Annotated in this window: 17 protein-coding genes and 1 pseudogene; 10 read left to right on the top strand and 8 right to left on the bottom strand. The window is 29.0% G+C overall.

Translation table 11 applies throughout. The features are described from left to right. The first annotated feature begins 5 nt into the window (after positions 1–5). Entirely contained in the window at positions 6–1,433 is a 1,428-nt protein-coding gene (locus tag Q0662_RS05335; protein WP_298947914.1) for a RagB/SusD family nutrient uptake outer membrane protein, read from the top strand. Between the two features lie 83 nt (positions 1,434–1,516). Beyond that, positions 1,517–2,272 carry a 23S rRNA (guanosine(2251)-2'-O)-methyltransferase RlmB gene (rlmB, locus tag Q0662_RS05340; RefSeq protein WP_298947916.1) on the top strand — a complete coding sequence of 252 codons (756 nt, stop codon included), beginning with the start codon at positions 1,517–1,519 and terminating at the stop codon, positions 2,270–2,272. Positions 2,273–2,285: 13 nt separating this feature from the next. Here the strand turns inward: rlmB and Q0662_RS05345 are convergent, their stop codons facing one another. After that, entirely contained in the window at positions 2,286–2,972 is a 687-nt protein-coding gene (locus tag Q0662_RS05345) for a rhomboid family intramembrane serine protease (RefSeq protein WP_298947918.1), read from the bottom strand. Between the two features lie 76 nt (positions 2,973–3,048). Between Q0662_RS05345 and Q0662_RS05350 the strand changes: the two genes are divergently transcribed. Continuing rightward, positions 3,049–4,320: a replication-associated recombination protein A gene (locus Q0662_RS05350; RefSeq protein ID WP_298947919.1), complete on the top strand. Its 1,272-nt coding sequence runs from the start codon at positions 3,049–3,051 to the stop codon at positions 4,318–4,320. Here the strand turns inward: Q0662_RS05350 and Q0662_RS05355 are convergent. The 4 genes from Q0662_RS05355 to Q0662_RS05370 are packed head-to-tail and all read right to left on the bottom strand — an operon-like array spanning position 4,317 to position 7,723. After that, entirely contained in the window at positions 4,317–5,087 is a 771-nt protein-coding gene (locus Q0662_RS05355) for a hypothetical protein (RefSeq protein ID WP_298947921.1), read from the bottom strand. The genes Q0662_RS05350 and Q0662_RS05355 overlap by 4 nt on opposite strands. Before the next feature lies 1 nt (position 5,088). Then, positions 5,089–6,453 (bottom strand): DUF5723 family protein, encoded by a 1,365-nt coding sequence (locus tag Q0662_RS05360; RefSeq protein ID WP_298947922.1) that lies wholly within the window; start codon positions 6,451–6,453, stop codon positions 5,089–5,091. Position 6,454: 1 nt separating this feature from the next. Beyond that, positions 6,455–7,003: a hypothetical protein gene (locus Q0662_RS05365; RefSeq protein WP_298947923.1), complete on the bottom strand. Its 549-nt coding sequence runs from the start codon at positions 7,001–7,003 to the stop codon at positions 6,455–6,457. A 36-nt stretch (positions 7,004–7,039) separates the two neighbouring features. Continuing rightward, positions 7,040–7,723, bottom strand: coding sequence for a YjjG family noncanonical pyrimidine nucleotidase (locus Q0662_RS05370; protein ID WP_298947924.1), 684 nt, complete (start codon positions 7,721–7,723; stop codon positions 7,040–7,042). A 72-nt stretch (positions 7,724–7,795) separates the two neighbouring features. Between Q0662_RS05370 and Q0662_RS05375 the strand changes: the two genes are divergently transcribed. Continuing rightward, positions 7,796–8,932, top strand: coding sequence for a glycosyltransferase family 4 protein (locus tag Q0662_RS05375; RefSeq protein WP_298947925.1), 1,137 nt, complete (start codon positions 7,796–7,798; stop codon positions 8,930–8,932). A gap of 1 nt (position 8,933) precedes the next feature. Then, positions 8,934–10,187 carry a polysaccharide biosynthesis C-terminal domain-containing protein gene (locus Q0662_RS05380; RefSeq protein WP_298947926.1) on the top strand — a complete coding sequence of 418 codons (1,254 nt, stop codon included), beginning with the start codon at positions 8,934–8,936 and terminating at the stop codon, positions 10,185–10,187. Here Q0662_RS05380 and Q0662_RS05385 read toward each other — a convergent pair. From Q0662_RS05385 to radC, 3 genes are all read right to left on the bottom strand, one after another. Continuing rightward, positions 10,159–11,022, bottom strand: a complete 864-nt coding sequence (locus Q0662_RS05385) for a hypothetical protein (RefSeq protein WP_298947927.1) — start codon at positions 11,020–11,022, stop codon at positions 10,159–10,161. The genes Q0662_RS05380 and Q0662_RS05385 overlap by 29 nt on opposite strands. 1 nt (position 11,023) lies before the next feature. Next, entirely contained in the window at positions 11,024–12,328 is a 1,305-nt protein-coding gene (locus Q0662_RS05390) for a polysaccharide deacetylase family protein (RefSeq protein WP_298947928.1), read from the bottom strand. A gap of 70 nt (positions 12,329–12,398) precedes the next feature. Then, a complete protein-coding gene (gene radC, locus Q0662_RS05395) occupies positions 12,399–13,085 on the bottom strand; it encodes a DNA repair protein RadC (RefSeq protein ID WP_298947929.1) in 687 nt (228 codons plus the stop codon). 132 nt (positions 13,086–13,217) lie between these two features. Between radC and trkA the strand changes: the two genes are divergently transcribed. The 5 genes and pseudogenes from trkA (at position 13,218) to Q0662_RS05420 (ending at position 21,090) form a co-directional block, all read left to right on the top strand. After that, positions 13,218–14,564 (top strand): Trk system potassium transporter TrkA, encoded by a 1,347-nt coding sequence (trkA, locus tag Q0662_RS05400; protein ID WP_298947930.1) that lies wholly within the window; start codon positions 13,218–13,220, stop codon positions 14,562–14,564. A gap of 1 nt (position 14,565) precedes the next feature. Next, positions 14,566–16,065, top strand: coding sequence for a TrkH family potassium uptake protein (locus tag Q0662_RS05405; protein ID WP_298947931.1), 1,500 nt, complete (start codon positions 14,566–14,568; stop codon positions 16,063–16,065). 207 nt (positions 16,066–16,272) lie between these two features. Further along, positions 16,273–16,419: pseudogene (locus tag Q0662_RS05410) on the top strand (transposase); the annotation flags it as partial. A 209-nt stretch (positions 16,420–16,628) separates the two neighbouring features. Further along, the gene (locus Q0662_RS05415) at positions 16,629–19,658 is read left to right on the top strand and encodes a lamin tail domain-containing protein (RefSeq protein WP_298947932.1); all 3,030 of its coding nucleotides are present in this window, start codon (positions 16,629–16,631) and stop codon (positions 19,656–19,658) included. A gap of 283 nt (positions 19,659–19,941) precedes the next feature. Continuing rightward, complete coding sequence (locus tag Q0662_RS05420) at positions 19,942–21,090, top strand: hypothetical protein (RefSeq protein ID WP_298947933.1); 1,149 nt, start codon at positions 19,942–19,944, stop codon at positions 21,088–21,090. Positions 21,091–21,101 lie beyond the last annotated feature (11 nt).

Here is a 21,101-nt window from a genome sequence, read left to right on the forward strand (position 1 = left end):
AAAAAATGAAAAAAATTAATTTAAAATTACTATTCATCCTATCATTAACATTTTCAATGTTAAGTTGTGGTGACGAATTTTTAAACGATCCAGAACCAACTGCATCTGTAACTTCTTCAGTTATATTTGGTTCTAGAACTGGTGCTGATGCTTTTGTATCTGGTATCATGAGAAGGTTCAGAGGTCAATTTACTGCTACAGATGCAGCAGGAGTAAATTCTATTTACTATGCAAGAACTGTAAAAGGAAATGATATTATACAGCGTGCAACTTGGTTTTCATTTGACTATGAAAATGATAATCGTGAACCAACTTATAGACGTGTAGGTTTTACTTGGAACTATTCATTTTACATGATAAATCAAGCTAATAACTTAATAAACGGTGCTGAAGCTTCAACAGGTTTATCAGACTTAGATAAAAAAGAAATTATTGGTCAAGGTAAAGCTATTAGAGCATTTTTCTATTTCCAATTAGCAATGGAGTTTCAACATACATATACATTTGACGCTTCATTACCAGCACCTCCAATTTATACTGAGTTATCTACTGAAGGTAAGCCAATGAGTACATTAAATGAAATGTATACATTAATATTAGATGATTTAACATATGCTACTCAGAATTTAACTTCTGATAGACTTGGAAAATCTTATATTAATCAAAATGTTGCTTATGGTATTTTAGCTAGAGTTTACCAAACTACGGGTAACTGGCAGGGTGCAGAAGATGCAGCAAAGAAAGCTTATGGAGGTGGAACAGCTTCTAGTGTTTTAAATGCAAATTATGCAAATGGATTTAACGACATTTCTGATTCAGAATGGATTTGGGGTAGTGCGCAAAGTTTAGATCAATCAAATTATTATTGGGGTGCACCACATGCACATACAGATCATTATGTATTATCTTATGCTGCTACATACTTTAACAATGATTTTGTGAATTTATTTTCATCTACGGACATTAGAAATACATTTTTAAATGCTTATGGTGTGGCTGATACGGATTATAGACACTACATTTCTAGAAAATTTACATTTAATTTTGATTCAGATCATCCAATTATTAGAACTGCAGAAATGCTTTTAGTTGAAGCTGAGGCAAAATATCATAATGGAGACCCTACAGGTGCTCATAATATACTTTTTGCTTTACAATCTAATAGAGATCCTTTAGCAGTAAAATCTACTAATACAGGTGCAGCTTTATTAGAAGAAATTTTAGTAGAAAGAAGAAAAGAATTATATGCTGAAATTGGTGTTGAGTGGTTTGATGCTAAACGTTATAGAAAAGGCATTACAAGAACTGGAAACCAAAGAATTAAGGGAGCTGCAAGTTTAGAAGCAGATGATAAAAGATTTTTCTTAAAAGTACCGCAAGCAGAAATTGATGCAAATGAAAATATTGACGAAAGCGTAAACGCTAACAGATAATATTTTTTAATGATAAATAAAAAAACCATCAACTATCTTAGTTGATGGTTTTTTTTGCTATATAATTAGCATACATTTGCAACATGAAAACAGAAATGACTAATATTTTTGGAATTAGAGCTATTATTGAGGCAATAGAAAGTGGCTCAACAATAAATAAAATATACTTACAAAAAGGCTTACGTGGTAATTTATTTTATGAATTGGATAAACTTATCAAAACAAATAAGTTAACTACAAGTCTTGTACCTGTAGAAAAGTTGAATCGTCTTTCTAAAAACCAAAATCATCAAGGGGCAGTTGCACAAATATCCCCTATAGAGTTTCACGATTTAGAAACTCTAATCAATAAAACTTTAGAAAGTGATGCTACTCCACTCTTTTTGTTATTAGATCAAATATCTGACGTTAGAAACTTTGGTGCAATTATTAGAACTGCAGAATGTACAGGTGTTCATGGAATAATTATTCAAAAAAATGGAAGTGCACCTGTAAATGCTGAAACGATAAAAACATCTGCTGGAGCTGCTTTTAAAGTGCCTATTTGTAGAGTAGATCATATTAAAGATGCATTATTTATTTTACAAGCATCAGAAATAAAAACAGTTGCTGCAACAGAAAAAACAACGTCTTCTGTATATGATGTAGATTATAAGGAACCTATTGCAATTATAATGGGCTCTGAACATCGAGGTGTAAACCCATCTATCCTAAAAATGGTAGATTATAAAGCTAAATTACCTTTACTTGGTGAAATTGCTTCATTAAATGTTTCTGTGGCTTGTGGTGCCTTTTTATACGAAACTGTAAGACAAAGAATGGCAATAAGCGGTAAGTAACAATAAAAATAAATTATTCTTTATCATTTACTTGCCCCTCCTCTACTTCTTGTTCAATTTTTGGAGAAGAAAAATTTCCGTTTTCATCGAATAATAAATCAAAATCAGTATTAGAGAATTGATATTCTTTTTTTGTAATCCCTATTTTTCTGTAAAATACAGCAAAAATAAATCCTACTAAAAAGCCAGATAAATGGCCTTCCCAAGACATGACATCTTTTATTGGTAATACATACCAAACCATACTACCGTATAAAAAAATTATTATTAACGACAGCGCTACTAATCTGTAGTGTTTTCTTATAATTCCACTAAAAAACACAAAACTAAATAAAAGATATACGATGCCACTTGCACCTATATGGTAGGATTCTCTTGCGATCATCCAAGTTAATAAACCTGTTAAAAGCCCACCATAACAAAGTACTTTATAAGCAACTTGTTTATAAAAATAAAAAAGACTTGATAGCAAAACAAATAAAGGAATAGAATTGTTAAACAGATGATTCGTATCACTATGTATAAAATGAGTGAAGAAAACACCTCTTAAACCAACTAAATCTCTTGGATACACTCCAAATTTATTAAAATTGAAATGAAATTGTATTTCTACCCAATAAATAAACCAAATAACAAATACATAGGTACATGGAATTAAAAAAATTAGTTTAGAATTATGTAAAACTTGTTCATCACTCATAAAATAAAAATAACAAATATATTACCAAAGTAAAAAAATACTACTTCTGTCATAAAAACTTTGCTATTTTTACCATATGAATGAACCTTTGGCAGAAAGAATTAGACCTAAAACATTAGAAGACTATATTAGTCAACAGCATTTAGTTGGTAAAAACGGTGTTTTAACAAATTTAATTAAACAAGGAATTATTCCATCTTTAATTTTATGGGGCCCCCCAGGAATTGGTAAAACTACCCTTGCAAATATTATTGCGAATGTGTCAGAAAGACCATTTTATACTTTAAGCGCTATTAGTTCTGGAGTTAAAGACGTTAGAGAGGTTATAGAAAAAGCGAAAAAAAGTGGTGGTTTATTTACGGCAAAAAATCCTATTTTATTTATTGATGAAATTCATCGATTTAGCAAATCTCAACAAGATTCTTTATTAGGTGCTGTAGAAAAAGGATGGGTAACTTTAATTGGAGCCACTACAGAAAACCCTAGTTTTGAAGTAATACCTGCCCTACTCTCTCGATGTCAGGTTTATATTTTAAATTCTTTTGACAAAGAAGATTTAATTGCTCTTCTACATAGAGCTATGAAAGAGGATTCTTTATTAGCCTCAAAAAAAATAAAATTAAAAGAAACAGATGCCTTATTACAGGTTTCTGGTGGTGATGCTAGAAAATTATTGAATATTTTTGAGTTGTTAGTTTCTACTGAAGATCAGATAGAAATTACAAATGAGTTGGTTTTAGCTAAAATTCAGAAAAATACAGCTAGGTATGATAAAACTGGCGAACAGCATTATGACATTATTTCTGCTTTTATAAAATCTATAAGAGGTAGCGATCCAAATGCAGCTGTTTACTGGTTAGCTAGAATGATTGAAGGTGGTGAAGATGTAAAATTTATAGCAAGAAGAATGCTAATTTTAGCCTCTGAAGATATTGGAAATGCCAATCCGAATGCACTGATTTTAGCTAATAATACGTTTCAAGCAGTAAGTGTTATTGGAAATCCAGAAGCTAGAATAATATTAAGCCAATGTGCAGTTTATTTAGCTAATTCTGCTAAAAGTAATGCTTCTTATGTGGCAATTGGAGAAGCACAAAACTTAATAAGAAAAACAGGCGATTTATCTGTGCCTCTGCATTTAAGAAATGCACCTACAAAATTAATGAAGGATTTAGAGTATGGTAAAAATTATCAATATTCTCATAATTACCCTAATAACTTTGTAGAACAAGAGTTTTTACCTAATGAAATTAGTGGAACCAAAATTTATGAACCTGGTAAAAATGCTAGAGAAAATCAGTTTAGAGAAATTCTTAAAGCTAGATGGAAAAACAGATACGATTATTAGAATTTAATTTCAAATTGCTTCATTACTAACTGATCATTCTCATAATATTCTGCTACCCATTTTGTTTCTTTTTTATACAATAAACCATTTTTATCTTTAATTACATAAACATCTTTAATGTTTGTATGTAAAATAATAAAAACAACTTCTGGCTTTAAATTAATTAATTGAAAGCCACTTTTTTTTGGTTGCGCATATAAAACAACGTCTGTAGGTTCTGGTTTCTTAACCACTTTTTTTAGTGATAAATCCTCTTGTAAAACTTCCTTTTTAATAACAGTATTAACAGGTGTATCTATCCACTTAATTTTAGTTTCTTTTATTTGTTCTTTCTTAGAAAGTGGCGTATAAGTTATATCCTCCATTAATTTATGTGCATTTCTTATCGCTTCTTGATACCCTTTTTTAAATTCCTTTTTTTTACTTTCTCCTTCTGAGGCAAACAATACTTTACCAAAACAATCTTTTAATTCTAACTTTAGCTTTATTTTTAAAAATGAAGAAGCGTCTGTTAATGAAGCTGTTAATGCCTTACATCTATTATTTTTTAGATCTTCTGGAAAATCTTCTGAATCTAAAAGAGCCGTAAAATCGTTCTTTTTTAACAAAAACTTGGTTAAAGAGCTTGTTTGGTATTGATCTACCTCCTTTAAAAAATCGAACTTTGTAGGTACAATTATATATGTAAAATTACTTACTTTTTTTTCTTGTGCAACTGTAATTAAACTTATAAGAACAAGTATTACAAATACTATTTTATTTTTCATTCTAATTAATTATTAAATTAAATCCAAATTGGATAGAAAGATTATTTAAAGATGAAATATCGGAATAATTTAGTAAATTATCTATAATTCCATAGAAATTAATCTTCCAGATTTGTGTAGAAATACCAACCCCAATGTTACTAAAAGAATAATTATCTAAAGTGTAGGTAACTTTTGTATGCAAATTATTGGTTATCATTTTCCCATAAAAACCAGTTAATGCAAATTGCTGATTTAAAGGTCTAAAAATTGAGTATAACTGTGCTCCAAAAGCATCTGTATAAACATCTTTATAGGTATTATCATAACAATATTTACTTCTTCTTTCACCAAAACTATATTTAACTGCTGCATTAAATTTTGCAGGTCTCCAAGAAACATAAGAATCTTGATTGTCTGTTGTAGGTAATTGTTGTTTAACAGCTGTATCTAATTCTTGCCAATAATTTCTATTAGAATTATAATCTAAAGCTATCCCTTCAAAAGTAAAACTACCTTTTGAAACCGTATTTTTGATGTTTTTACTATGATTTACAAAACCAACATCTAACAAACTACCAGATATTTGTAGTTGTTTATTAACATGATACGTAAAGCCAAAATCTAAACCAATTCCTAAATTACCTCCTAAAAAAGTGTTTTTTAAATACGTTGATGGATCATCTATATATTCATTATCACTAACCAAGCCAGATGTTTGTAGGTTTACATTTACATTGTCTAAATAATGTACATAAATATTGTTATTCCCCTCATTTGTCGTAAAGGTTCCATAGTTATTTGTGGATTGTAAGTTTAAAGCAGATGAGTAAATTTTAAATCTACCACCTAGCGTTAATTTATCACTTATTTTTTGAGTAATACCTGCATGAATTACACCTAAAAAATCTACTTTATATAATAGTTGAGAAATATCAAAACTCTTATTTAAAAATGCTCCATTACCTTCATTTGCTAATGTAAAAACGTCTTTTGGATAATAGCCAATGGCATCTATTTCTTGATAAAAACCAAAACTAAAATATGTTTTGTCATTGTACCTAAAACCTGCATTTAAAATTTCTATTTGTGTATTCAGTTTTAAATAATCACTGGTTTTTAAACGGTTTAAAACTGTTGCAACTTTATCATTGATAGATAAGTTATCTACCGAAAATATATCTGAAGGCACAAAATTTGTAGAGCCGATTTCTGTAGAAAAACCCGATAATAATGGCACACCCACATGATATTTATAATTCGTTTCAATACCAGGATTTAACAATAGCGTTTGTGGTAAATTGTTAAAATCATATAAAACCTGCTTGTTCTGAGCATTTACTGAAAGTGAAAGCAGTAAAATAATAATTAGAAAAATTTTTTTCACACTATAAAGAGGTTTCTAAATATACTTTTGCTGCAGACTTAAACTCAAAAGTTCCTAAATCTGAGGCTGTAATTGGAGTTGTAGTATCGTCTAAACTAATTTTCAATTCTATTCTAGTAAAGTTTTTAACAATTTGATTTATCAAAACATCTATACTTTCAATTTGATTAAAATCTGTATCATTAGCAGCAATTTTAAAGTCGTTTAATTTATAGATCAAATTGTTATTATCATTTAATAAAGAAATTTCTATTGTAAAATCTCTATTAAACTGGTTGTTAACTTCAACCATAAAATCTAATTTGATTAAATTATTTTTAATAAAAGTATTTTCAAAAATTCTAAAATCAGACTGTTCTGTAATTTCTGTTACATTAGGTGTCCCTGCATTAGGTATAAAATTATTTGAATCTAAAGTAAAATAGGTTATGGATGAAATAAACTCAGGATTGTTTGTATAATCATCTAATTGATTAAAATCTAAGTTTTTAGAACAAGAAATAGATAAAAAAATGCAACATAATATGCATATATTTCTAAGGGACTTCATAAAAGGATATTTGTTAGATTTTAAACGTAATTATGGCTAAAGATATTGTTTAATTTCTAACAGGCTTTTAACTGAGGTAATATTTTTATCTGTAGGGGTTAAATCGTCAAAAACACAGTGTATTGCTTTTAAACCAACATTTAAGGCACCTTGTATATCTGCTTCTAAACTATCGCCAATCATTAAAGAGTTATTAGCGGTTGCTTTTGCAGTGTCTAAAGCATGTAAAAAGACTTTAGGATTTGGTTTTTTTACACCCACAGACTCTGATGTAATTATTTGATTAAAGTAATGATGAATATTAGAAGTCATCATTTTTTTACTTTGTATTTCTTGAAAACCATTGGTTATTATATGTAATGTGTATTTTTCTTTTAAATAATCTAATAGTTCAAAAGTACCTTCAAAAAGATGATTAAAAGTAGATAAATTATCTATATAATCAATGGCAATCTTATCAATTAAAGCATCCGAGACCTTATAATTTACAGCATCAAAAGTGTTTTTTAGTCTAGCATATCTTAGTTCTTCTTTAGTCACTTTTTCTTCTCTGTATAATTTCCAAAATTTTAAATTTAAGGGTTTATAAACCTCTAAAAAATCTTCTATTTTTAAATGAATTTTATTTTTGCTAAATATTTTTTGGAAAGTTAATTCAGAATTTTTTTCGAAATCCCACAAAGTATGATCTAAATCAAAGAATACATGTTCTATTTTCATTTGATAAAAGTAAAAATTATAAACAATAAATAGTAGATTAAGTTGTTATATTTGTGATAAATATTTTTTAGGTTGAACCAAAAAAAACTTCATGTTTTGTTTATATGTGGTTGGTACCCTTCTAGGGTTTTACCAACAAATGGAGATTTTATAGAAAGACATGCACAAGCAGTTGCTAAGCAGCATAAAGTATCTGTAATACATTTAATTACTGATAAAAATTGTACTAAAAAAATAGAAATTATTACCAAAGAAGATCAAAATCTTACTACACATATTGGATATATTCTTCCAAAAAAAAACAGAATTACTAAACTAAAATCTTTTTGGAAAGCATATCAAAAAATATTAAAAAAAATTGGTGCTTTTGATGTAATTCATTTAAATGAAATACATCCTTTTGGACTTTTAGCTAAACATACATCAAAAAAAAATAAGATACCTTACATAATTACAGAACATCATACAGCCTATTTGCAAAGCACAAACAACAATCTAAGTTATTCTAAAAAAATGATTGCTAAAAATGTGGTAAAACATGCTGCATTTTTTTGCCCTGTAAGTACTTATTTAGCTACTCATTTAAAAAAGGCTGGTTTTACAGGCAATTACAAAATTGTACCCAATGTTGTAGATACTGGTTTATTTGTTCCCAAGAAAAAAGTAAAAGATTCACTAAAAATAGTACATGTTTCTAGTTTAAAAGACTCCCATAAAAACATTAAAGGTATGTTACGTGTGGCAAAACTTTTAGAGGAAAAATTAGCGTATTTTGAATGGCATTTTATTGGTGGTACTGGAAATGAATATCAAGAGTTTATAACTAGTTTGAATATTAAAAAAGCTAAAATTCATTTTACAAAACATGTTACTCAAAAACAATTGGTAAACTATTTACAAGAAGCTACTTTATGCGTTTCTTTTAGCAATTACGAAACTTTTGGTATTGTTATACCAGAAGCAATTGCTTGTGGCACACCTGTTATTGCAACCAATACTGGTATTGCAACTTATTTAAAAAACGAGCAATTTTGTAAGGTTATCCCAATTAAAAATGAAGCTTTTTTATTAGAAGAAATTTTAAATTATAAAACTACTTTTGATAAATTAGACCCAGATAAAATGCATAGTTTTGTAGCACAACAATTTAGTAAAGAGGTAATTTCCAATAAATTTTCGCAACTTTACTACAAATCTCTAAATATTTAGTTTGAATTTAATTGTTTCTTACATTTCAAATTTTTTAGAAAGAAAAGGAAGCTATGTTTTTTTAGCCACCATTTTTGCACGTATTTTTTCTTTTTTAGCAGCTTGGTTTGCTTTAAAATTAATACCAAATAAAGAATTAGGGGTTGTACTTTTTGCTTATAACATTATAGTATTTATTATACCCATAAGCGGTTTAGGCTTGCACCAAAGTTTTATAAGATATGGTGCCTTACTTAAAACAAAAACAGAACAAAATAGCTTGTTTTTGTATGTTTTTAAAAAAGGGGTTTGGGTTTCTTTATTATTAATTGCTTGTATTAGTATTCTTTCTTTTTTTATTGATTTTAAGTTTGAAAATACACGAACTTATTTAATTGTATTATCTTTTATAATCATTCCTTCATTTCTATTAGAAATTATAAAAGCACAATTAAGGTTAAATCACAACAACAAAAGATTTGCTTTTACAGAAATAGTACAAAGTGTTTTGCTGCTGGTTTCTGTACTACTTTTAAGTTACTTTTTTAAAGAACTTGGGTATGCTATTGCATTGCTTGTAGCCCCTACTCTAACTGCTATTTTATTTATAAAAAAAATAGAAATCAATTTTACATTAAAAAATAAACTTACCATAACAAATACTTCTTTTTGGAAATATGGCTTTTTTGCAAGCCTTTCTAATGTAGTTACACAATTACTTTTTGTTATAGATATTTTATTAATTGGTTACTTATTAGCTAACACAGAAATGGTAACCAATTATAGATATATTTCTTTAATTCCTTTTAGTTTACTGTTTTTACCTCGTGTTTTTATGGCGGCAGACTTTGTTGCTTTTACAGAAAAAATATATGATAAAACTTATATTAAAAATTATATAAAAAGTTACATGCTTTTGTTTTTGGTGATTAGCATTGTTTTAGTAATAACAAGCTATTTTTTTGGTGATTTTATTTTAACACTTTTAGACCAAAACTTTACAAAGTACACACAGACATTTTTTATTTTAATGCTGGGTGTTTGCGGAATTTTTATTTTTAGAGGTTTGTTTGGCAACCTTTTATCTTCTATTGGTAATGCACGTATAAACTATTACATAGCAAGTATTGCTTTAATTTTAAACATAATTAGCAACTATTATTTAATTCCTAAATATGGTATTCAAGGAGCTGCTATAACTTCTGCAGTATTAATGTGGTTTACGGGTATTGTGTCTGCAATTGCATTTAAAATGCTTTATAAAAAGTTCTATTAAAAACGGTATAGTGCTCTTCTTCTGCTCCAAAACTTCTATAAAACTTACCTATATTTTGGATGTTTCCACCTTCAAAATCTAAAACTTTACCAACATTTTTATTGTCTTTTAGTATAGAGGAAATTAAAAAACTAGAGGCTTGAACTTTTCTGCCTTTATCTGTAAATACAGAAAACAAATAAATTATTCTTGACTTTGAAACTATAAAAATTGCTCCTCCTAATAAAATATCATCTTTAAAAACACCTATAATTTTTATACAATTTTTGATTTTAGCAATTGTAATTAATTTTAACAACATATCTTCTGGTATTTGAAACTGATAATGTTTGTTATGAATCTCTAAAAGATGATTTACAGAGGTATTATTTAACTCTAAACCTTGCTTCTCTCCTACTTTTATAGCGTGTTTTCTTCCTTTTGAAAAGTTTTTATACAGTTGCTTATAAGCATCAGGTATATTTAAAAAATAGTTTAATCTTTTTGAAGTTTTAGAAAAAATATAGTTTTCTGTGTTTAGACTTAAAGTAACTTTTAGATATTTTTTTGGAATCTTTGTTAAAAATGATGCTTGCTGATTTTTAGAGAGATTATCCAAAGAAAAAACACCTAATTGCTGACAAAAATAAGGTTGTGTAACGTATTTAAGTCCGTACTTTTTATTCCAAGGAATTGGCATAACAGCTTCATAATCATCCAAAACCAAAACATCCCAATGATTGGCAACAACATCTAAATACCAAGAAAAAGCATACACTCTAGTTTGTATTGAGTTTTCTATACAGAAGTTGTATTTATCTAGATCTAAATCTTTTCTATGAACGTATTTTATCATCCTAAATCGTTGCAATTTTTACCATAGAATCGTACAAACGTTTCCAGCCTTTCCAGCGCATATGATCACTTAAACTCTCGTTATGAAATAAGGTGATAAAAGTACCATTTACAGCTTTTACCTCGTTTTTTAAATCTCTAATTCTACCCAAAGATTGTTTTGGTGTAATCTTTAAATAATCATTTAATGTAGTATCCATTAAAGCGAAAGGATATACTTTTAAAGGGGTTTGAATCTCGAAATCTAAATCATAAAAATAAAAAGGTGTACAAGTGCTTGCCCTAAAACCAACATTGCTTGCATACCCCATAGTAAAATCTTCTTGTATTTCTAAATCTATTAATTGTTGATAGGTTTCTGGTAAATTAAAGCGTAAATAATGCTGTCTAGATCTGGTTACGGGCATATTTGTTATATCCTCAAGTCTTTCTTTTTCTTTTTTTAAAAGTGCTGCATTTTGCATTGTAAAATAAGAAGGGTGTAAGCCAACTCTGGCATAATCTACCAAATCTTTTACAAGTAGTTTGAATTTATTTTTAGCGGCAGAAATATTGGTGTCAAAAGTAGTATAATCACCAACAGAGCAAAAGAAAATAGTTTTTATTTTTTTATTTTTTTTGATGTTTAAAATTGTATCAAAATTATCAAAAGGATCTTTTTTAATGTTTAGTAAAACTGCTAATCGATACCAAACACTTAAAAGTCTTAGCTTAAAAAAATCCTTTAAAAAAGCACCTGTTGTTCTTATTAAACTTTTATGTTTATAGGCAAATGTATTGTCTATATCTATGGTAGAAATAAAAGTATATTTTCTGTTTTCAACTTCATAATCTGGAAACCGTTCTTTGAATTCTTTTAAGAATTTGTAAGCCCAAATATCTACCACAGGTTTTTCTAAAAAATTATTATTATGAGCTAAACTTTCTGAGGCCATAAAACGCCCATGTTTGTCTTTAACATGAGGCAAATATTCTTCGTACCTAGAAATTAAGTAAAAACTTGCTGCAAAAATATCAAAAGGAATTGCAGATTTACTTCCAGTAGCAAAAAAACATGGTACTTCTTCCCATTTTTGTATGTTTATTTCTAAATCGTTTACACCTTGTTCAAATAACAATTCGTTACTTTTTATAAAAAACTCGTTACTTAAAGGTGATTTTGTATAGGTTAATTTAGGCCCTTTATGTGCTACAAATTCTTCAACTTTAGTTGTAAAACTAACCGGTATTTGTAAGGTTCTAGTTAAAATATGTTTAAATATATAACGAACTCTGGGTGTTATTTTATGTGTATATACTACAATCATTATTTTTTTACATTACAGCGTTTAGCAGTAGTTTACAGTGTTTTTTTTTACTAATCAATGCAACTTAAAACTACAACAAGCCTTCATCTGCAAAGCTAAAATACGCTTTTTCTGTAATTATTAAATGGTCTAGTAGTTTAATATCTAAAGTATTGCCAGCTTGTTTCATTTTTTCGGTTAAATTTTTATCTGCAACACTGGGCTGTAATTTTCCTGAAGGATGATTATGACAAACAATAATGGCTACAGACACCAACTCTAAAGCTCTCTTAAACAACAGTCTAATATCTACAACTGTAGCTGTTAACCCACCTTTACTAACTTGACTTTTTGCTAAAACTTTATTAGAGTTACTTAAAAAAAGAACCCAAAATTCTTCGTGGTCTAAATCGCCAATTATGGGTTGCATTAAGTTTGCCACATTTTTACTACTAACAATTTTAGGTTTTTCTAAGGCTACTTCTAGCTGCCTTCTTTTCCCTAATTCTAATGCAGTAATAATTGCAATGGCTTTTGCCTCTCCAATACCATTAAACTCGGTTAATTTTTCTACAGATAGTTTTGCAAGCTCGTAAATATTACCATTTACAGCACTTAAAATACGTTTAGACAATGCCACTGCACTTTCATTTCTATTACCTGAACCAATTAAAATTGCTATTAATTCTGCATCAGACAATACTGCTTTTCCTTTTGCTAATAACTTTTCTCTAGGCCTATCGTCTAAAGCCCAAGATTTGATTGTTAACTTATCCATTCGCCTATTTTTTTATAAATATACAAAATAGAAAAATGTTATATTTATTTACAAAAAAGGGAAAAAACTCAATTATTTGCATTTGCACCTAAACTCTTTATATCTTTGCGGTTAATATTCTATATTTGAAATATGAAGATTATTATTGCTGGTGCTGGAGATGTAGGTTTCCATTTAGCAAAACTGCTTTCTTACGAGTCTCAAGATACTTACATAATAGATTTTGATGGCGAAAAACTAAATTATATCAATAATCATTTAGATGTAATTACCAGAAAAGGAGATGCCACATCTATCAAACTATTAAAAGAGCTTGGTGTAGATTCTGCTGATCTTTTAATTGCTGTTACAGAAAGTCAAAACACCAATTTTACAATCTCTGTTATTGGTAAAGCTCTAGGAGCAAAAAAAACAATAGCAAGAATAGACAATCCAGAGTTTTTAAATGAGTGCGAAGTAGACTTTAAAAAGTTTGGTTTAGACTTTATGATTTCTCCACAAGAGTTGGCCGCAAATGAAATAAAAATGTTGTTAAATCAATCTTCATTTAACGATACTGTTACTTTTGAAAGCGGTACTTTTAATGTAATGGGTACTTCTTTAACCTACAAATCTCCTTTAGTAGATTTGACGGTTAAAGAAGCGAAACAAAAGTTTAAAAATATAGATTTTATAACCATTGCTATCAAAAGAGATAATGTTGCACAAACAATTATTCCTAGAGGTGATGTTGCTTATCAATTAAATGACCAAGTGTATTTTTCTGTTCCCAATTATAGTATGAAGGATTTGTATCCCATCATAGGAAAAAAACAGTTTAATATTAAAAATGTAATTATATTAGGGGGTAGTAGTATTGGCGAAAAAACTGCTAGAAATCTTTGTGAAGATAATTTTAAAGTTAAATTAATAGAAAAAAATAAAGAGAAAGCAGAAAATTTAGCAGAAAGTTTAGACAATGTATTAGTTATTAATGGAGATGGAAGAAACCTTGAACTTTTAGAAGAGGAAAATATTAGAGAAACAGATGCTTTTATTGCAGTTACCAACAACTCAGAAACCAATATTATGTCTTGTTTGGTAGCAAAATCTAAAGGAGTAAAAAAAACCATTGCACTTGTAGAAAATATGGACTATATTGATATTTCTCAAACGATTGGTATAGAATCTCTTATCAACAAAAAACTAATTGCTGCAAGTAATATTTTTAGACACATTAGAAAAGGAGAAATACTAGCATTAGCAAATCTACACAATATAGACGCAGAAGTATTTGAATTTGAAGTAAGACCTAACGCAAAAGTTACTAAAAAACCAATTAGAGATTTAAATGTTCCTAGAGAAGCTGTCTTTGGAGGTATTATTAGAAATGGAAAACCGTTAATGTCTTTTGGGGGTATGCAAATACAAAGTGGAGATAAAGTAATTGTGTTCTGCTTACCAGAAGCTATAGAAACTGTAGAAAGTCTATTTAGATAAAATGGGTACTTTAAACACAAAAATAATCTACAGGTTTTTAGGCATAACAGCTATTTTAAATGGTTTGTTTATGTTTTTAGCTGTTCCTTTTAGTATTTTTAATGATGAACCCGAAAAATGGGGGATTTTAAATGCTGGAATTATCACCGTTTTTATTGGTGTGATTTTATACTTTGCAAACAAACCCACAAGTACAAATATTCAGAAAAAAGAAGGGTATTTAATTGTAACATTGGGTTGGTTAATCCTTTCTTTTACAGGGATGTTGCCTTATTTACTTTCTGGAGCAATATCTAGTGTTACAAATGCATTTTTTGAAACTATTTCTGGCTATTCTACCACAGGTTCGTCTATTTTAACTAACATAGACAATATGCCAAAAGGAATTTTATTTTGGCGAAGTGCAACGCATTGGATTGGTGGAATGGGAATTATTGTATTAACCATTGCTATTTTACCTCTTTTAGGTATTGGTGGTATGCAGCTGTTTATGGCAGAAGCACCTGGACCATCAGCAGATAAATTACATCCTAGAATTACAGATACAGCCAAAAGACTATATTTAATATACGTTTTATTAACGCTTTTAGAGTTTTTGTTGCTAAAATTTGCAGGTATGACTTGGTTTGACGCCATCAATCATGCAATGGCAACCATGAGTACAGGTGGTTTTTCTACAAAAGGAGATAGCATTGCTTTTTATAATGGTAAACCCTTAATACAATACATTATTATAACTTTTATGTTTGTTGCAGGCACCAACTTTGTACTTACTTATTTTGCCTTAAAAGGGAAAATTCAAAAGGTATTTAAAAGTGAAGAGTTTAAATATTATTTATTTGGAATTTTAAGTATCTCTGCCATTATTGCAATCATTATCATCTTTTTTCAAGACCCAAATTTAGAAAGTACCTTGGCACATCCTAAAGTTTTAGGAGAAACAGAGAGTGCGATAAGACATTCTTTATTTATGGTTACATCAGTGGTAACAACAACTGGTTTTGTGTCTGCAGATTTTACCATGTGGAATTTCTTTGCAACAGGTATTTTCTTTGCCTTATTTTTTACAGGCGGTTCTGCTGGTTCTACAAGTGGTGGTGTTAAAGTGGTAAGGCACATTGTGATGTTAAAAAACAGTTTTTTAGAATTTAAAAAAGCCTTACACCCAAATGCAATAATTCCTGTTAGGTATGATGGCCAAACTGTGCATAAAAATATTGTTTTTAATATTTTATCTTTCTTTATTATTTATATGCTAATTTTTATAATGTCATCTGTGGCTTTAACATTATTTGGATTAGATTTTATGTCTGCATTAGGTGCCGCAGCATCCTCTTTGGGTAATATTGGGCCAGCAATTGGCTCTGTTAGTCCTGTTGATAATTTTAATCACCTAACTTCGGCTGCAAAATGGTTTTGTTCTTTTTTGATGTTAATTGGTAGGTTAGAATTATTTACTGTATTAATTTTATTCACTCCATTTTTCTGGCGGAAGAATTAAGTATCTCACCTTTAATACTAAGTTTTTAGTATTTTAGTTAAATGACTTTTACTACTTTAAACTCTAAAAGATAAAAAAATGATACTATTATTTGTATAAAAAAAATGTATCCGTTTTGATAATCTTGTTGATTGTATATATTAAAATCTGAATGTCCGTAATCACCCATAATTTTGTATATTTAAAAGAACGTAAAGTATATAGGAAATGAATCTTTTTACATTTAGTGCACATTTTGGAGATGAAGAAGCTTGTAGGCTTCATTTTAAACAAGAGCGTGATGAAATTGGAGTAAAATGCCGTAGATGTGGTCACGACCAGCATTATTGGATAAAGAGTGTATGGAGTATTAAAATTTACATTCTGAGAATAAAAAAATGAAGTTATTTTTCTTTTTAAAAAAATTCTTTCTTTAACAAAAGAAATATTTTAAAAAACACCTCTCTTTTTTATCAAATTATTTTTTTGTTAAGACGAAGATAGTTAAGAGTTATCTTATTGCTAATTAATTATTTGAGTTTCTATATTTTATATTTATTTGTATTTTTAACAAAAAAATAAATATGAAACAAAAAAACTTTTTAAAAATTGCTTTATATATGTTGTTTGCTATATCAACAACATTTTCATTAAAAGCTCAAACACTAACTATTGGAGATTTAGCTATAATCGGGGTTAGTGTCGATAATGAAGAATTTCTATTAATTGCTTTAGTAGACATACCTTCAGGAGAATCTGTTTTCTTTACAGATAACGAATGGAATGGTAGTACCGCTTTTAATACAAGTGAAGGTTTCTACGAGTGGGTAACCCCCTCTATTACAGCTGGTACTACTATAACTTTAACAACAACATCATCCTCTTTTGGTGGAACTGTAACTCAAAGAGCTGGTTCTTTTGCTTTAGGAAATAGTGGAGATGGAGTTTTTATTTATCAAACAACAACAAATGTATATAATACCGGTACATATACAATACTTGGCTTTGCAGGTGAAGATTCAGGTGATTCAGGTTCTTTAACTGGAACTGGCTTAACGGAAGGTACAAATGCAGTTTATTTGGGTGGCGACAATGGTATTTATACTGGAGTTAGAACAACTAATGATAAACCTGGTCACTTAACGAACATTTACAATAGTACAAATTGGACAACTTCTGGAACCGCACAAACATTTGATACCACTAACTTTGCAATGGCAAGTGCAGGACCTGGTATAACTTTAGGTGCAGTGTCAGGTAACACCTCAGAAGATGGTACTACAGCAACATTTACAATTGTATTAAATGCACAACCAACTACAGATGTAGTTTTAAATATTACTAGTGGAGATACTGGAGAAGTTACCTTAAATGAAGCTACATTAACGTTTACAAATGCCAATTGGGATACTCCACAAACAATTACTGCAACAGGTGTAGATGATGCTTTACAGGATGGAAATATAGAAGTTACTATTACAGTTTCTGTAGATGATGCTAATTCTGATGATGCTTATTCTCCAGTTGCAGATGTTACTACTATAATAACAAATGATAATGATGAATTACCTAATTTAGTAATTAATGAAATCTTAGCTGATCCAGATGAAACTAATGGTGATACTAATGGAGATGGAACTTTAAGTACTACAGAGGATGAATTTATAGAAATTTATAATGCATCAGGAGGTGAATTGAATATTGGTGGATACGCCATTGAGGATGCTACTGGATTAAGACATACATTTCCTAAAGGAACTATTATACCTACTACAGGAACTATTGTTGTTTTTGGTGGAGGTACCCCAACAAATATACCTTCACTAACACAAACTGCATCAGCAGGTTTCTTAGGTCTTAATAATGGAGGAGATACAATAACTATAAAAGATGCTAATGGCACAACTATTACTTCTTACACCTATGCTAGTGAAGGAGGTAATAATATCTCATTAGCAAGAGATCCAGATTTTACAGGTAACTTTGTTACACATGATAATGTAACTGGTAATGGAAGTGTTTTATTTTCTCCAGGGAGAAATAATACAAGTAATACAGGTTTTTATAAAACATGGTCTGGAACCACAGATAATAATTGGAATACTACAACTAACTGGATAGATAGTAGTAATCCATCTGGAACTTCTGATAATATTTTAATTCCTACTGGTATAACCAATTACCCAACCGTAAGTACTGCTGTAACTATTAACTCCTTAAATATAGCTTCAGGAGGAACTTTGAAAGCTACAAATACTTTTACCGTAAGTTCAGCTACTTTCAATAGAAATTTTTCTAATGGCTCTCAATGGTATTTAATATCATCACCTATTGTTGGGGAAACTTATGATGCAAATTGGGCAACATCCAACTCTATTCCTACAAGCAGCCTAGATACAGATAATATTGGTTTGAGTTGGTATGATAATACATCTTCTGATATAGACACAGATAATGAAGGTTCAGATACAGCAACTGGTCATTGGAGATATTTACAAACAGACGATAGTAATAATGGAACTTTTGGTAAAGGTAAAGGATATGGAATTATAAGATCTGGTAGTGGTCTAATCTCTTTTACGGGAACAGGGATTTACACTTCTACACAAACTACAACTATTACTTATGGAACATCCAATCCTAATAATTACAATTTGGTGGGTAATCCTTTCACATCATTTTTAAATTTAGGAAGTTTTTTTACAAGTAACAATACAGCTAATCTTATTGGTGGAACAGTTTGGTTTTGGAATGGAAGCTCTTATGATGCAAAAATGTCAGGTATTACAGAAGATACTAATTTTGAAATTGCACCAGGACAAGGATTCTTTATAGAAGCAGGAACTGCTGCAACGAGTTCAGATAATATAAGTTTCGATATTAGTGGCACAGATCATCATAGTACTGAAACATTTCAAAAATCAAGTAAAATAACATCTTCAATCTATCTAAACGTAAATGATGGCATTAATAATAGATATGCCAAAATTTATTATGTAGATGGAACTACAAAAGGCTTTGATAATGGTTTTGATGGTAAATTGTTTGGAGGAGTTTCTCATAATTTTGCAATTTACTCCAATCTGTTAAACGATAATACTGGGAATAAATACCAAGTACAATCTTTACCAAATACAGGTTATGAAAACATGGTAATTCCTATTGGACTAATTTCAGCAGCGAATTCAGAGATTACTTTTTCTGCTGAAGTAAATAATTTTCCAAATGGTTTAAAAGTTCAATTAGAAGATAGAGCAACAGGTCAGTTTACAAATTTAAATGAGGCTAATTATACAGTCGTTTTAAATGAAAAACAAGATGGTTCTGGTAGGTTTTTTCTACATACTTCTCATAAGACGTTGTCTGTAAATTCAGATATATTAACTACAGCAAGTATTTATAAAGTTAACAATCAAACTTTAAAAATAAACGGTTTAGAAACTAGTAATGCTTCTATAGCTATATATAACATTTTAGGTAAACAAATTTTAAATAAAAACTTGCAAACTACAAACTCTTTTGAAGTTGCACTACCTAATATGTCTACTGGTGTTTATGTTGTAAAATTATATACAAAAGAGGGGCAACTATCAACCAAAATAATGATAGACTAACTTACACGAATTAAACAATGGCAAAATATGAACAACAAAGAACAAAATAACGATACTATTTCTCGTAAAGAAGCTATAAAAAAAATAGGTAATTACAGTAAATATGTTTCTTTAACAGCATTAGAACTTATCTGATTTTAAATGCACAAGAAGCACAAGCTCAAAGTCCAGAAGCGACTGGAACAGGATTTTAAACTAAAATTAATTTTTTTTAAAAACGTCTCGAATATTTTCGAGACGTTTTTGTTTTATATAACTATAAAAATAACTACATTTATTTTTTATGAAAAACAACACATCTTTTTTATATAAACCAGTAGAAGACAAAACAATTACATGGTTTGAAAACAGTAACAAATATCTAGTTTTAGAAAATACAACTGCAGGTATTTTAAAACGATTAAGTAAAGGTGTTTCTGTTGAAGAAATAGCAAAGGCACTTTCTAAAAAGTTAAATGTTCCTTTAGACAAAACAATCGATTTTATTCTAGATTTAGAAAAAAAGATTTACGCTTCTAAATCAACAAAAAAATCATTTTTTTTAAATGATTACAGGGATATAGAAAAACCAACCTACTTTGAATTTACCAAGTTTTATAAAATAAATGATATCATATTTAAAGTCGCTTTTTCATCTGAATATGAGTTGTATTTGGTGCACCCGAAATTTGCACATTTAGAAATAGAAAACTCTGAAAATATAACTCATGAATTTTTGGTTTTTTTAAATAATAAATATGTTTTTTTCTACGTAGATAAAAATTTTATTGGTGCTTGGAGCAATAAAGATATTCATTATTTTCAAGGGAAATTTTCTATGGAATTAATTCAGAAAATTCATCAAAAAGAAGAACATGAATGGATGGGTGTTTTTCATGCATCTGCAGTTTCTAATACAGAAAAAACTATTTTATTTTTAGGAGATTCTGGAAATGGCAAAAGCACTTCTTTGGCATTATTACAAGCCAATGGTTTTACTTGTTTAGCTGATGATTTTGTGCCAATAGCTAATAAAAATATTCATGTATACAGTTTTCCTGCAGCTATTTCTATTAAAAAGAATAGTGTAGAAACGTTACTTCCACTCTACCCTGAATTACAAAATTCTGCAGAATATCATTTTAAAAGATTAAATAAAATTGTACGTTATTTAAAACCTAACAATACAGATTTTTACAATCATTTACCATGTAACGACTTGGTTTTTATAAAATATGAAAAAGAAAGTGACTTACAAGTTCGTCAAATTTCAAAAATAGAAGCTTTTCAAGAACTGGTTCCAGACTCTTGGCTATCTCCTTTAAAAGAAAATGCTCAGAAGTTTTTAGACTGGTTTCATCAAATAAACTGCTATCAAATTACCTATTCAAACAATACAAAAATGATTGATACTGTTTCTAAAATATTTAAAAATAACATAGATAAAAACTGATTCAATTCAGT

Origin of the sequence: uncultured Polaribacter sp. (genome assembly GCF_947503855.1) — a bacterium.
Lineage (GTDB): Bacteria > Bacteroidota > Bacteroidia > Flavobacteriales > Flavobacteriaceae > Polaribacter.

Coding starts and splice junctions, on each gene's coding strand:
- Q0662_RS05345 (WP_298947918.1), bottom strand. CDS start 2,972: ATGAGTGATGAACAAGTTTTACATAATTCTAAACTAATTTTTTTAATT.
- Q0662_RS05420 (WP_298947933.1), top strand. CDS start 19,942: ATGAAAAACAACACATCTTTTTTATATAAACCAGTAGAAGACAAAACA.
- trkA (WP_298947930.1), top strand. CDS start 13,218: ATGAAGATTATTATTGCTGGTGCTGGAGATGTAGGTTTCCATTTAGCA.
- rlmB (WP_298947916.1), top strand. CDS start 1,517: ATGAAAACAGAAATGACTAATATTTTTGGAATTAGAGCTATTATTGAG.
- Q0662_RS05350 (WP_298947919.1), top strand. CDS start 3,049: ATGAATGAACCTTTGGCAGAAAGAATTAGACCTAAAACATTAGAAGAC.
- Q0662_RS05335 (WP_298947914.1), top strand. CDS start 6: ATGAAAAAAATTAATTTAAAATTACTATTCATCCTATCATTAACATTT.
- radC (WP_298947929.1), bottom strand. CDS start 13,085: ATGGATAAGTTAACAATCAAATCTTGGGCTTTAGACGATAGGCCTAGA.
- Q0662_RS05390 (WP_298947928.1), bottom strand. CDS start 12,328: ATGATTGTAGTATATACACATAAAATAACACCCAGAGTTCGTTATATA.
- Q0662_RS05405 (WP_298947931.1), top strand. CDS start 14,566: ATGGGTACTTTAAACACAAAAATAATCTACAGGTTTTTAGGCATAACA.
- Q0662_RS05370 (WP_298947924.1), bottom strand. CDS start 7,723: ATGAAAATAGAACATGTATTCTTTGATTTAGATCATACTTTGTGGGAT.
- Q0662_RS05365 (WP_298947923.1), bottom strand. CDS start 7,003: ATGAAGTCCCTTAGAAATATATGCATATTATGTTGCATTTTTTTATCT.
- Q0662_RS05355 (WP_298947921.1), bottom strand. CDS start 5,087: ATGAAAAATAAAATAGTATTTGTAATACTTGTTCTTATAAGTTTAATT.
- Q0662_RS05415 (WP_298947932.1), top strand. CDS start 16,629: ATGAAACAAAAAAACTTTTTAAAAATTGCTTTATATATGTTGTTTGCT.
- Q0662_RS05385 (WP_298947927.1), bottom strand. CDS start 11,022: ATGATAAAATACGTTCATAGAAAAGATTTAGATCTAGATAAATACAAC.